14 protein-coding genes are annotated in these 12,675 nt (G+C 43.5%); 10 read left to right on the top strand and 4 right to left on the bottom strand.

Annotated elements, in window-relative coordinates:
• Positions 1-130 precede the first annotated feature (130 nt).
• Positions 131-649: a hypothetical protein gene (locus V7K97_RS11110; RefSeq protein WP_334800970.1), complete on the bottom strand. Its 519-nt coding sequence runs from the start codon at positions 647-649 to the stop codon at positions 131-133.
• Positions 650-784: 135 nt separating this feature from the next.
• A complete protein-coding gene (locus V7K97_RS11105) occupies positions 785-1,366 on the bottom strand; it encodes a hypothetical protein (protein ID WP_334800969.1) in 582 nt (193 codons plus the stop codon).
• 165 nt (positions 1,367-1,531) lie between these two features.
• Between V7K97_RS11105 and V7K97_RS11100 the strand changes: the two genes are divergently transcribed.
• Complete coding sequence (locus V7K97_RS11100; protein ID WP_334800968.1) at positions 1,532-1,777, top strand: UPF0175 family protein; 246 nt, start codon at positions 1,532-1,534, stop codon at positions 1,775-1,777.
• Here the strand turns inward: V7K97_RS11100 and V7K97_RS11095 are convergent, their stop codons facing one another.
• Both V7K97_RS11095 and V7K97_RS11090 read right to left on the bottom strand, forming a co-directional pair.
• Positions 1,778-2,032 (bottom strand): DUF6887 family protein, encoded by a 255-nt coding sequence (locus tag V7K97_RS11095; protein WP_334776063.1) that lies wholly within the window; start codon positions 2,030-2,032, stop codon positions 1,778-1,780. It lies immediately after the preceding gene.
• Positions 2,019-2,207, bottom strand: a complete 189-nt coding sequence (locus V7K97_RS11090; protein ID WP_334776064.1) for a DUF6888 family protein — start codon at positions 2,205-2,207, stop codon at positions 2,019-2,021. Before V7K97_RS11090 ends, V7K97_RS11095 begins: the two co-directional genes overlap by 14 nt.
• A gap of 208 nt (positions 2,208-2,415) precedes the next feature.
• Here V7K97_RS11090 and V7K97_RS11085 point away from each other — a divergent pair, with 208 nt between their 5' ends.
• The 9 genes from V7K97_RS11085 (at position 2,416) to V7K97_RS11045 (ending at position 12,580) form a co-directional block, all read left to right on the top strand.
• Positions 2,416-3,267 (top strand): ABC transporter ATP-binding protein, encoded by an 852-nt coding sequence (locus V7K97_RS11085; RefSeq protein WP_334800967.1) that lies wholly within the window; start codon positions 2,416-2,418, stop codon positions 3,265-3,267.
• Complete coding sequence (locus tag V7K97_RS11080) at positions 3,224-4,078, top strand: ABC transporter permease (protein WP_334800966.1); 855 nt, start codon at positions 3,224-3,226, stop codon at positions 4,076-4,078. The genes V7K97_RS11085 and V7K97_RS11080 overlap by 44 nt, the downstream gene beginning before the upstream one ends.
• A gap of 19 nt (positions 4,079-4,097) precedes the next feature.
• Complete coding sequence (locus V7K97_RS11075) at positions 4,098-4,562, top strand: MarR family winged helix-turn-helix transcriptional regulator (protein ID WP_334800965.1); 465 nt, start codon at positions 4,098-4,100, stop codon at positions 4,560-4,562.
• On the top strand, positions 4,528-5,796 hold the full coding sequence (locus V7K97_RS11070) for an MFS transporter (RefSeq protein WP_334800964.1): 1,269 nt from the start codon (positions 4,528-4,530) through the stop codon (positions 5,794-5,796). Before V7K97_RS11075 ends, V7K97_RS11070 begins: the two co-directional genes overlap by 35 nt.
• Before the next feature lie 573 nt (positions 5,797-6,369).
• Positions 6,370-7,203: an iron uptake transporter permease EfeU gene (gene efeU, locus V7K97_RS11065; RefSeq protein WP_334800963.1), complete on the top strand. Its 834-nt coding sequence runs from the start codon at positions 6,370-6,372 to the stop codon at positions 7,201-7,203.
• 31 nt (positions 7,204-7,234) lie between these two features.
• A complete protein-coding gene (gene efeO / locus V7K97_RS11060; protein WP_334800962.1) occupies positions 7,235-8,422 on the top strand; it encodes an iron uptake system protein EfeO in 1,188 nt (395 codons plus the stop codon).
• A 29-nt stretch (positions 8,423-8,451) separates the two neighbouring features.
• Positions 8,452-9,711 (top strand): iron uptake transporter deferrochelatase/peroxidase subunit, encoded by a 1,260-nt coding sequence (efeB, locus tag V7K97_RS11055; protein WP_334800961.1) that lies wholly within the window; start codon positions 8,452-8,454, stop codon positions 9,709-9,711.
• A 308-nt stretch (positions 9,712-10,019) separates the two neighbouring features.
• Positions 10,020-11,198 (top strand): RNA-guided endonuclease InsQ/TnpB family protein, encoded by a 1,179-nt coding sequence (locus V7K97_RS11050; RefSeq protein ID WP_334800960.1) that lies wholly within the window; start codon positions 10,020-10,022, stop codon positions 11,196-11,198.
• A 131-nt stretch (positions 11,199-11,329) separates the two neighbouring features.
• A complete protein-coding gene (locus V7K97_RS11045) occupies positions 11,330-12,580 on the top strand; it encodes an adenylate/guanylate cyclase domain-containing protein (protein WP_334800959.1) in 1,251 nt (416 codons plus the stop codon).
• Positions 12,581-12,675 lie beyond the last annotated feature (95 nt).

Genomic DNA, 12,675 nt, shown 5'->3' with positions numbered 1-12,675 from the left:
TTACCAAGTTGATTATTAGAGCTTGTTGTATCGATAGAAGAATTTGATGATTGTTGTGCGCTATTGCCTGAATAATTATTATCTTGAGATGGAGATTGCATTTTGAGCTATTCCTAAAAGAAGTGTCTGACTATTTGAAATTAGATAATTCAATTGAATCAATTGACAAAGCTGTTCTAATAGCTAGCCAAATTAGAAATCCAGAGCCAACAACAATAAGTGCTGGAGCGGTTCCAATTAAAGCAACACCTGTTGCAACAGCTATACCAATTGCACCACCAGTAATATCAGGTTGTTCTTTTATAGCTTCCAAAATTGCTCTTTCTTCTTCCCATTCGGGACTGCTTTTATGTTCCGTAATTATATTTAGAGGCTTGTAGACTTCACTTTTAGGTTTACTGTCCGGTTTAACTTTAGTAGTCTTGTTTTGCTGATTAATGGAAGATTTTGATTCAGTTGCTATTTGTTTGCATTCTGCTGGAAATTCACCAGACCAATGAATCATAGGGTTGCAAGAGTGCTGAACCTGCAAAGTAGTGATTGCAAGTAAAGGAGTCCATGTCAATAGACAAACTAACAGAATTGCTTGAAAATTCAAAGGCAGCAGTTTTTCCAGCCATGATAGAGCAGACTTAATTGATAATTGCATAGATCGTACAAATAGTTACAACACTTTAAAGAAATTAAGAGGCGGCTTGTGCTTTGTCTCCCTCATAGCGGTATGCATTTCTTAGCAAGGGAGTATTTATTGAATTTTATTCAACTTTTCAAACATCGTCTAACGCTATTTACCTCCCCCGAAAAGTTTGTATATCCCGTATCCAATAGCTGCCGCAGCAGCAACAGGTGCAGCAGCAACTATGGCAGTACCAGCAATTGCACCTCCCCCAACAACACCACCTATACCTGCAAGGGTAGTCATAATTGCAGCACCAGAAGCACCAGCAGCTACTGTTACAGCACCAGCACCAGCCACACCAGCAGCAGCCCCAATATTTGTAGCTGTTCTTGCAGCTGCACGAGCTTGACGTTCTTCCTGAGACAAATCCAGTTGGTCTTTGAACAAAGTTTCATTCATTATTTTTGCGCCAGCATAAGCTGGGCCTGCTGCCAATACCCCAGGAGCAGCGGCCATGCCACCACCAACTACACCACCTGCCGCAGCCAGACCCGAAGTAATTCCCGCTCCTGAAGTTGCTGCAACAGATAACCCTGTAGCAGCACTAACAGCAGCACCAGCAGCAGCGCCAGTCTCTGCAATCGCTCGTACCGTTTTTAGGTCTTTATTTTTAATGCCTAAAGTTTTTTCTATAGCAATTTCTGCACTTTCTTCAACGGCTTTACTGGCAATATATTTCAAACTCATAAATCAATTTCTCCTAACGCTCTTTTTTCTCTCATTAGAGAATATTGTAAACCTTATTTTTCCATTACACTGGTGATGGTTTAAATACTGACTGCAAATTGACCTGATTATGAATTGGCGATCGCCAAGCTGCTTAGAATAGTAGTGATAAAGAGGATTATAATTATGAGCGTCGTCATTCCTAATGAAGTATTAACCGCAACTCGGATGACTGAAGGCGAAATGAAGCAGGAAATTGCGGTGATGCTCTTTCAAAAAGAAAAGTTAACCCTTGCTCAAGCCAGCCGGCTTGCAGGGATGAATCGTATAGCATTTCAGCATCTACTCGCAAGTCGTCAAATTTCAGTGCATTACGGGGTCGAGGATTTTGAACAAGATATAAAGAACTTGCGGGCGATGGGTAGACTGTGATCAATCTTGATCTTGCGGCTCCAATGCTGTGTTAGATGGCTGGTTGCTAACATTTCTTGCAGCTTCTAACTTTTGACGAATAGCTACCTGAACCTTTTCATCAAAATCAGGGTCGTTGAGAGATGCAATAATTCTGAGTGGACGTTGGTTAATTCTGTTTAAGTACGCCTGAAATGCAGCTTCATCTTTACGATGTTTGAGAAAATACTCTCTCAACTCGGCATTAGACATTGCATCATAGTTAACGCGGCTCATCAGCAAACTCCCCGTTGGGTAGAATTTGAAACTCTAGTTCTTCGCTATAACCAGCTAATAAATACAGATTGCGAGTGCGATTATCAACACAAACAAGATGTATCGGCTGAAGCATAACATAAGTCAGTTGATAGGCGATGCGGTATAGACTCTCTAGCTGGGCAGCAGTAGGCATTCTGAACATTTCCTCACCTATTGGCTATCTTAGCAAGTCTTTGCGCTTAATTTGTCAGTCATACTTCACCCATCGATAACCTCGCCGCCACTCTACTGAGTTTCATTTTACTCTGATTCAGATTTTTGTAACAAGTCTATTGACTTCAGGCAAATATATTGAGAGACTAATAGTTAGCTAAACTAATTAATAAAAGTGCATCAAACTTGTGACAATACTGACGGGAAAAATAAATCGGTCAGAACCTCAAGAAGAGCCAAAACCGTTGATTTTGGAAACTCAGGGACTCACACGCCGTTTTGGGAAGTTAACGGCTGTTAATAACCTGAGCATATCTGTGGAACAGGGTGAAGTATTTGGACTGCTTGGCCCCAATGGAGCAGGGAAAAGTACAGTTATTAAGATGTTGACAACATTACTGCCTCCCAGTGCAGGGAAAGCAACTCTGGCTGGCTATGACGTGACTCGTCAATCTAATCCTGTGAGACGGGCGATCGGCTATGTACCCCAGGCGCTCTCTGCTGATGGTAGTCTCACCGGTTACGAAAATCTGTTAATTTTTGCCAAACTGTATGGAATACCTGCCAAAGGACGCGATCGCCGCATCTATGAAATTTTAGAATACATGGGTTTGGAAGATGCGGCGAAACGCTTGGTACGAAACTACTCTGGTGGGATGATCCGCAAGCTGGAAATTGGCATATCAGTTTTACATCAACCCCAAATTCTGTTTCTTGATGAGCCGACTGTCGGATTAGATCCCATCGCTCGAACTCAAGTATGGCAGCTTGTAGAACAACTCTGTGCTGACTACGGCACAACTATATTTTTAACAACCCACTTTTTAGAAGAAGCAGACATCTTGTGTAACCGCGTGGCGATTATGCAGCAAGGTGAAGTGGTAATTACAGGCGCACCAAGCGACTTAAAAGCCTCTTTAGATAAGCCGAACGCAACTTTAGATGATGTCTTTATTCACTATACAGGCAACCAGTTAACATCAGGAGTCAACTACCGTGACACAGCAAGAACCAGACGTACTGCTCAACGGTTGGGTTAAAACCCCAGCTATTCACCGAGAAAATATCATCTCTGCAATTAAAGAGCTAGTTATAAAAACCCTGGCGATCGCAGAATTGGAAGTGCGTAAACTCCGCCACGATCCCACTGATTTAGTAGTTCGATCTGTGCAACCAGCATTATGGCTCCTGATCTTTGGGCAAGTTTTCTCCCGAACTCACGCGATTCCTACGGGAAACTTACCCTATTTAGACTTCATTTCTGCTGGCATTTTGGCTCAGAGTATTCTATTTGTGGCAATTTTCTCTGGTGGGATGACCCTAATTTGGGAGCGAGATTTAGGGATTGTACATAAATTTCTCGCTAGTCCAACACCCCGTGAGGCGATGGTTTTGGGTAAAGCTCTAGCCTGTGGGGTGCGGTGCTTATCTCAAGTAGTATTCATCTACGCATTGACATTTTTATTAGGTGTCAAACTCAATCTTCATCCTTTAGCTATTCTCCAAGTACTAGTGATAGTCATACTGGGGGCGGGAACATTTTGCATTTTTTCCTTGATTATTGGCTGCTTGGTGAAAAGCCGAGAAAGGATGACGGGTATTGGACAATTGTTAACTATGCCGTTATTTTTTGCTAGTAATGCCATTTATCCGATCTCGCTGATGCCCAGTTGGTTAAAGTTCGTTTCCCATTTAAATCCCTTGACTTATGAGGTTGACGGCTTACGCGGCAGTATGCTGCTGAATGGCACTAGCATCTATGGCTTTGGTCTGGATTGTACAATTCTCTTATTGACATTAATAATTTTGGCCATCATTGGTGGAAAACTTTATCCACGGGTGGCCATGTAATCAGGAGAACAACAAGCCCATGACCTTGGATAAACCTGCAACTTCCGAAGAATGTGCCGCTAGGGTAATGGAAACAGTTCCATTAATGATGCGGTTTATCCGAGCGGATATGCGTGCCCATAGTGCCGCCTTTTTATCTATACCTCAATTGCGATCGCTAGCATTTATCAACCGTAATCCTGGAACTTCATTATGTGAGTTGGCAGAGCATTTAGGTGTCACCTCAGCCACAGCATCAGCAACTATAGAACGCCTGGTACAACGCGACTTCGTGCAACGGATTGCTCATCCGAAAGAGCGGCGGCGGGTGCTGCTGAATTTAACTGAAGATGGAAAACATCATCTCAAGCAATCCCAAGATCAAACTCGCGCTCATATTACCGACTTGCTGAAAGGTCTGACAGAAGACCAAATTTCCAACATTGAAGAAGGCTTAACTCTACTAAAAAATGTCTTCGAGCAAACAGAACTCAAATCCCCCTAACTCTGAGGTTGCACAGCACGATCCCTTTGCAGCCTTTAAGTTTCGAGACTATCGGCTATTTACCATTGGACGGCTAGTGCTGTTCGTGGGATCGCAAATGCAAACTGTAGCCATCGGCTGGGAACTCTATGAGCGGACTAACTCAGCGATCGCTTTAGGTGGTGTAGGGCTGGCGCAAGTCTTGCCGATGATTGCTCTCACCTTAATTGTCGGCCATGTTGCCGATCGCCGCGATCGCAAACTCATCATCTTACTGTCGGTGATGTTGCTGGCTCTCTGCTCCCTGGCTTTGGCAGTGCTTTCCTATACTAAGGGTGCAATTTTTCTAATTTACGCCTGCTTGCTATTAACAGGAGTCGCTAGGGCTTTCCTCAGACCTGCCAGTGATGCTCTGATGTGGCAGTTGATACCTGTCAGTGCGTTTACCAATGCAGCCACCTGGAATAGTAGTAGCTTTCAGTTAGCCGCAGTCATTGGTCCAGCCTTCGGAGGATTCGGGATTGCGCTGTTCGGAAATGCTACAGGCGTATATGTAGTAGCTGCGATCGCGGCGTTGCTGTGTTTTATTTTAACACTGGCGATTAAAGAGCAAAAAGCTATCCGCGCAACCGAGCCAATCTCATTTAAAGCACTGTCGGCTGGTGCTAAATTTGTTTGGCAGAATCAGTTAATTTTAGCCGCGATTACCTTGGATATGTTTGCTGTTTTGTTGGGTGGTGCGATCGCCTTGCTACCCATCTTTGCCAAAGATATTTTACACGTGGGGCCAGTGGAGTTGGGATATCTACAAGCAGCCAACTCCATCGGTGCTTTAACTATGGCCATTACCCTGGCGTATTTACCACCATTACGCAAAGCCGGCCCGGCCTTATTGTGGTCAGTAGTTGGCTTTGGGGTTGTCACAATTATCTTTGGACTTTCTCGTTCCTTTTGGCTATCTATGTTGATGCTAATCCTTGGTGGCGCATTAGATAGTATTAGCGTTGTGATTCGCCATACATTAGTTCAAATCAGAACACCGGATCATTTGCGTGGTCGGGTTGCTGCTATTAATAGCGTGTTTATTAGTGCCTCCAATGAATTGGGGGGCTTTGAATCAGGCTTGACTGCGGCTTTATTTGGCCCCGTGATTTCAGTTGTGGGTGGTGGAATTGGCACAATTGTAGTAGTGATTGCTACAGCCATGATTTGGCCGGGAATTCGGAAGTTAGGGGCTTTGCAAGAGTACAAGTAGAAGTACGTATCAATTATTTTAACGTGAGTTCGATGAATCTCTCCCTCCCAGCCTCCCTCTCCGAAACGGAAAGAGCAACGAAAAATTCAGCTTTTTGCTCCCCTCTCCGACACGGAGAGGGGCTGGGGGAGAGGTCAAATAAGACTTGTCGAACTTACGTTATTTTACAGCGATTTTCAGGTAAATATACCACGCGGTAGGGGCAATTCATGAATTGCCCCTACGACAGATGTGGTTCAAATACATGAAAACTGCTGTAATTCGTTCAAATCACAAGACTCAGATCCCCGACTTCTTAGAGAAGTCGCAATACGGTTCGGATAAGGTTTTTTGATGACACGCCGCTAATCGCAAAGCAAAGACGCGATAAATCGCCGTCTCTACAAAGGACTGATTATTGTAAAGACGGCGATTTATCGCGTCTCTTGCCTTAACCTGTTGCAGTCCTTTATCCGAAAATTTATGCTTCTAGAATTTTAGAGATTTTTGAACTCGCGCTTATATACAAATCTTCTCAAGTAAGCTATTATTCTCATGATGATTTGATAGTAATTATAGTTAATAAGGTTATCCATGCTTTTTCCCTTCTTGATCATGTTCCGAGAGGGCGTTGAAGCTGCACTTGTCGTGGGGATAATTGCCAGTTATCTCAAGCAAACTGGACGTACCCATTTGATGAAGTCAGTTTGGATTGGCATCGCCCTAGCGACTTTTATTTGTCTAGCAGCTGGGATTATTTTGCAAATAACCAGTCAGGAGTTTCCGCAGAAACAACAGGAACTATTTGAAGCGGTAATTTCCATCGTCGCAGTTGGGGTTCTCACCTGGATGGTTTTCTGGATGCGCCGTGCGGCTCGTTCGATGAAAGGCGAGTTACAGTCTCAGATTGAAACTGCCATTCAGTCGGGAGATAAATGGGGTACAGCACTGGTGTGGATGTCATTCTTTGCAGTCCTGCGGGAAGGTCTGGAAACAGTAGTGTTTCTGCTGGCCACGTTTCAGCAAAATTTGGGAATCCAAGCTCCCGTGGGGGCATTGTTTGGATATGCAGCCGCACTAGCCGTTGGTGTAGGCATCTATCAGGGTGGTATCCGCATCAACTTGAGGCGATTTTTTAAATGGACAGGAGCCTTCATTATCCTGGTTGCGGCTGGACTCTTAGGAAGTGGGGTGAGAGCTTTTCATGAAGCCGGAGTGTGGAATTTACTACAAACAGTGGTATTCGATGCTAGCGGGGTACTTCCCAATAACGGGTTTCTCGGTTCACTTTTGGCAGGATTTTTTGGCTATAACGATGCCCCCACAGTTAGCGAGGCGATCGCCTATCTTGGCTATCTAATTCCTACCATGTCGCTGTTCTTCTTAGGGGAGAATGCTGGACAGAAGACTACAGCAAGGCATTCTTAGCTACTTCAATAACTTTTAGGAAAAGACAACAATGAAAAATGTTTTAAAGTATTCAACAATTATCTGTCTAATTGCCTTGACAGTAGCCGCCTGTGAATCCAACAAATCAAGCGATACTTCCGCGAATAATACTCCAGAGGCGAAAGTAGCCAGCGATACTTCTAGCAGCAATTCTGTGGAAACTGCTTTGGCTGTGACAGATACAGGTTGCGAACCCAATCAGCTGACAGTAGCATCTGGGCAAAACAGCTTTGTGTTGACCAACAAAAGCAGCAAACCTGTGGAGTGGGAGATATTGTCTGGGGTGAAAGTCGTTGAGGAAAAGGAAAATATTGCTCCTGGTTTCGTTCAAAAACTCAAAACCAACCTAGAACCGGGTGACTATGACATGGCTTGCGGTTTACGCAGCAATCCCAAAGGCAAACTCACAGTCAAGGCTGGAGGAGATTCTCAAGCGAAGGGGACTGTAAATCAAGGTCAATTAGTCGGTGCGATCGCAGAATATAAAGTCTACATCATCAAAGAAATTGACCAACTGGTTACTAAGACCAAGATATTGACAGATGCCGTGGTTGCTGGCGACCTTCCCAAGGCTCAGAAAAGTTATGCATCTGCCCATCTTCACTATGAACGCACAGAACCGATCGCTGAATTGTTCTCCGACCTCGACAAAAGCATGGATTCCCGTGCTGATGACTTTGCCAAAAAAGAGGCCGATCCACAATTCACCGGATACCATCGCCTAGAGAAAGCTTTATTCCAGGACAAAACGACAAAAGGCATGAAACCCTATGCCGAAAAGCTACAGAAAGATGCACTAGATTTACAAAAGCGCATTGCCACCTTGACCATTGAACCGAAAAACATGGTTGGCGGTGCTGCTGACTTGATTGAAGAAGTGGGTAAAACCAAGATTTCTGGAGAAGAAGACCGTTACAGCCGTACTGACCTCTGGGACTTCAGCGCCAATGTCGATGGTTCCCACAAGATTGTGGAGTTATTGCGCCCCGCCATCCAAAAAGCCAACCCAGAACTACTGGCGCGTGTGGATGCAAATTTCACCAAAGTTGACCAAGGACTTGCTAAATACAAAACCCCTGATGGTGGTTTTGTTAACTACGACAAGGTGAGTGAAACAGACAAGAAAGAGATGAAAACAGCGATCGCTGCCCTTGCTGAAGATTTGTCTCAGCTGCGTGGCACTCTAGGCGTTAACTAAATTTTTGAATCATTCTAGAGGAGTAAACTATGTCTAGTTCAGAGCAACCAAGTTTACGCATTACTCCCCGCATCAGGCGTCGTGACTTGCTCATAGGGATGGCAGCAGCAGGTGGAGTAGCAGCTTTGACCAGTTTGGGTTATCACGCTGCTTCGGAAACTACCGAAGACCCATCTGAAGAGACTGTGCCATTTTTTGGTATTCACCAAGCAGGTATTATTACCCCGGCCCAAGCTTCAGCGCTAATGGTGGCATTTGACACAACTGCTAAAACCAAAGCCGATTTAGTGCGGTTGTTTCAAACCTTGAGCGATCGCATTCAGTTTCTCATGGCAGGGGGAACACCCAAATCACGCGACTCCAAATTTCCACCCAGTGATTCGGGAATTCTTGGGCCTGTAGTGGTTCCCGATAACCTCAGCATCACCCTAGCAGTAGGTGACTCGCTCTTCGATAACCGTTTTGGACTTGGCAAATTGAAACCGAAACGGTTAAATACCATGCCAGGTTTTCCCAATGACCAACTTGACCCAGATTTGTGTCATGGGGATATACTGCTGCAATTTTGTGCCAATACTGAGGAAGGGAATATCCACGCTTTACGGGATATTATCAAGAATCTGTCTGATTTGATCACTCTGCGTTGGCAAATAGAAGGTTTTCTGCCGCCGAATACTCATAAAAAGCTGGGAAAAACCACAGTGCGAAACCTACTTGGTTTCAAAGATGGCACAGCAAATCTAGATGCTAGCGATGAAAAGTTGATGAACCGCATTGTCTGGGTAGAGCCAAACAACGATGAACCGGCTTGGACAGTAGGGGGAAGCTATCAAGTTGTGCGGGTGATCCGCAACTTAGTTGAACACTGGGATCGTACACCACTACAGGAACAACAGACAATTATTGGACGCAGTAAGGACTCTGGCGCACCTTTGGGGATGAATCACGAGAAAGATATTCCCAATTATGCTCAAGATCCCAAAGGTGAACAAATCCGCCTAGATGCTCATATCCGCCTTGCTAATCCTCGTAAATCAGAGTCGAGTTTGATTCTGCGGCGTGGTTTCAACTATTCACGCGGGTTTGACAAAGCTGGACAGTTAGACATGGGTTTGTTGTTTGTCTGTTTTCAAGCTGATTTAGAAAAGGGTTTTGTGACAGTGCAAAATCGCTTGATTGGAGAACCTTTAGAGGAGTATATTCGCCCAATTGGTGGTGGATATTTCTTCGCTTTACCTGGTGTCAAAGCTGTTGGAGGTTATCTCGGTCAGTCATTACTAGAAGTGTAGAATAATAACCAGTAAATTCTTTAGAGTTAGATTAAATAGCCAAAAACTTCCGTGAACTTACTCATAGTTCCTCACGAATAAAGCTTCTGGCGTATCTCTCTAGGAATTCACTAATACTTATCTCTTCAATGGCAGCCTGCATAACTAAAATCTCCCAAGATGTATTTGTTAGCCATATTCCATGCTTCTTTTTCAACTCTTCATAGAATAGTGGTTGATTCCGTGTGGCTTTTTTACCTTTTCTCATTGACTAAATCCAGCTTGGGAGACTAAACTAATTATAGTGTAGGCAAGCGAATCAACTCACTATGTATTCACTAAAGTTAGAGTTAAAACTGAATAACAAGGAAAAAACTCGGCTTAGTGGATGCGCGGGGTTTGCGAGATTTGTTTACAACTATGGGCTGTCGATGCTTACCCAGTCTTGGGACTTTGAAGGTATAAAAGCAAGCGATTCTAAGCGACTCTCGGCAATAGAAAAAATATTCACCAACTATGTAAAAACCAATCCTGCTTACTCATGGATGCAGCAGTATGCCTCAGCTACTTATTCGTCGGCATTACGTAACTTAGGGAAAGCTTTTGATAGATGGCGCAAAGGTGATTCTGAGTTTCCGAGGTACAAATCAAAGAAGCGCGGCGATAGTTTTACCGTTTTAAAAAAAGCTGGTATTTATCCTGTCAAGGGTGAACCTTTTCTGCCATTTACAAACAGGCAAGTATTGCATCCAGGAAATAAAATCAGCATCCCTGGATTAGGAGAATTTCGCCTAAAACGTCCAGCACCATTTCTGTGTTCTAGTCAGACATTTACAATTTCTAGAACTGCTGATAAATGGTATGTTGCGTTTATGTTGGATGCCGAGAGAATCCCACCGATAATTCATGCTGTAGAGTCAGTTGGAATTGACTTGGGTATAAAGTGCTTTGCTACCTTGTCAGACAGTAAAACAATTACAGCACCACCGCAGTTGAAAATAGCGAAAATCAAGTTAAGTAAGCAGCAGTGGCGTAATCGTAATAAGCATTTTGGCAACCGTCGCAAGGGCATTAGAGCATCAAGTAAGGCTAAGAAGTATTTTGGTGAGATAGCTAAAACTCACGCGCATATCGGAAATATTCGGCAGGACTTTTTACAGAAAACTACTACTGATATTAGCCGTAACTACTACCGGATTCGCATTGAGGATCTGAACGTGCGCGGGATGATGGCTAATCATAAGTTATCAAATGCGATCGCTAATCTCGGATTCTATGAGTTTAGGCGAATGCTTACATACAAGCAACCCTTCTTTGGGACTAAAGTTGAGTTGGTTGATAGATGGTTCCCATCATCAAAGATGTGTTGCAATTGTGGGCATATTCAACCTATGCCTTTATCAGAAAGGGTTTATAACTGTGGAAACTGTGGCAATACTCAAGACCGCGATGAGAACGCCGCGACTAATTTAAGGGATGCCCCTCTTGATAAAATACGGTTGGCTTGACCGGAATTTACGCCCGTTAACAAGAAGCAGCCGACTGCCTTGGTGGACACGGGAAGAAATCTCTAAACACGTTTAGATAGGTTTAGGTAAGTATTTTGAAGCACTTGAGTTAAAAGTCTAATTCACACAATATGACCAGCAAATTTACCACCAATCTATACTCCCCAGCCTTATTTGATATCACCCAAGACATCATTGGGACACTACCACTGAAACTAATTAAAGAGTGGTTGGAGAGTGAGCAAACCCCAGAAGCCGCCTTGAAATTACTCGAACCATATAAAGTCACAGGTTATAGCGTATCTTCTGACTCTGCTGGACTGACTAAGTTGACTAAGCAAAAGGGCTTGCTAGAAATTTTGGCAATCATTAACCAGCCTAAAGAAATTGTCTACAGCTTTGGTACTACCATTGGTGGCAAAGGAGTTGGTATTTGGGCTGCTGACAATACTCAAATGTTTTATCCGGCATCCATTAGTCCAGAAACTATTTTGTCTTCACTGCTAACAGTTCAACAGGAAATTAGTAAACGTTGCCAAATTAAAATTGGATTGGGCGCACACTATGGCGAGTTTTACTACATTAACGGTGGATTGTATGGATTAGAAGCAGATGCCATCGAAGAGGTTGCTGAAAATGAAACCGAAGGTGGTGAGATAGTTATTAGCCAAGCCTTTTATGACCTGTTGCCAGCTAACCACAATTTCACTATGACTCAAAGAAGCGAATTAGCAACAGAGATAGGTAATATTTTCCGTGTGGTAGATGGACCGAGTTTACCAGATGTGCCGCCTTTAAATACCCAATATCCTATTCCCTATTCTGAAACTTTTTATGCTGACTTGGTAGCTTATGAAAGCCGACTGACTGATAGCAACTTTGGTAAACAGTTAGCTGATAAGTACTTGCAAAATAAAGTTGTTGTTCTAATTGAGCGGGAAAGTCAAGAAACAGAAGCTCATGAAACTGCTTTATTTACTAATCTGTCGCTTTCTGCTGTTATTAAAGATGTAGGATTGCGTCTTTTAGAGCAAAATCAAGGTACAGAAATCAAAGTAGTAGGTACTATCGGAATTTATACTTTTGATGAGGCTACCGTGGCGCTCAACTTTGTCCAAGCATTACGCCAAGAATTTGCAGCCAAAGGTATTGCTACTCGTATTGGTATTGATGCCGGCCCAGTTTTAATTTTTGATTTAGCACTCGGTGGTAGAGACATCGCTGGTAATCCAGTGAATGTTGCTTCCAAAATGGCTCAAGATAAAGGTCAGTTTGGCAAGTTTTATCTGAGTAACACTTTGAAAGACTTTTTGGATGTCAGCCAATTTACAGAAGTTAAATATACAGTTTCTGGTGTCGAATTTACTATATATGAAGGTTAAATGAACTACCTCTAGCTAGCTTCGCTTGAGCTAGAGGTTTCTACATCCTCTAGCCTGTCTTTAGCGAAATTACTTTGAGATTTTTGACGCTTCAC

Source organism: Nostoc sp., from assembly GCF_036917815.1.
Classification (GTDB): domain Bacteria; phylum Cyanobacteriota; class Cyanobacteriia; order Cyanobacteriales; family Nostocaceae; genus Nostoc.
This window is presented reverse-complemented; position numbering and strand designations above follow the sequence as displayed.

Bases quoted from the DNA above. Each gene is read 5' to 3' on its own strand.
- efeO (WP_334800962.1), top strand. From the start codon at position 7,235: ATGAAAAATGTTTTAAAGTATTCAACAATTATCTGTCTAATTGCCTTG.
- V7K97_RS11090 (WP_334776064.1), bottom strand. From the start codon at position 2,207: ATGCCTACTGCTGCCCAGCTAGAGAGTCTATACCGCATCGCCTATCAA.
- V7K97_RS11050 (WP_334800960.1), top strand. From the start codon at position 10,020: ATGTATTCACTAAAGTTAGAGTTAAAACTGAATAACAAGGAAAAAACT.
- V7K97_RS11045 (WP_334800959.1), top strand. From the start codon at position 11,330: ATGACCAGCAAATTTACCACCAATCTATACTCCCCAGCCTTATTTGAT.
- V7K97_RS11095 (WP_334776063.1), bottom strand. From the start codon at position 2,032: ATGAGCCGCGTTAACTATGATGCAATGTCTAATGCCGAGTTGAGAGAG.
- V7K97_RS11105 (WP_334800969.1), bottom strand. From the start codon at position 1,366: ATGAGTTTGAAATATATTGCCAGTAAAGCCGTTGAAGAAAGTGCAGAA.
- V7K97_RS11070 (WP_334800964.1), top strand. From the start codon at position 4,528: ATGTCTTCGAGCAAACAGAACTCAAATCCCCCTAACTCTGAGGTTGCA.
- V7K97_RS11075 (WP_334800965.1), top strand. From the start codon at position 4,098: ATGACCTTGGATAAACCTGCAACTTCCGAAGAATGTGCCGCTAGGGTA.
- V7K97_RS11100 (WP_334800968.1), top strand. From the start codon at position 1,532: ATGAGCGTCGTCATTCCTAATGAAGTATTAACCGCAACTCGGATGACT.
- efeB (WP_334800961.1), top strand. From the start codon at position 8,452: ATGTCTAGTTCAGAGCAACCAAGTTTACGCATTACTCCCCGCATCAGG.
- V7K97_RS11110 (WP_334800970.1), bottom strand. From the start codon at position 649: ATGCAATTATCAATTAAGTCTGCTCTATCATGGCTGGAAAAACTGCTG.
- efeU (WP_334800963.1), top strand. From the start codon at position 6,370: ATGCTTTTTCCCTTCTTGATCATGTTCCGAGAGGGCGTTGAAGCTGCA.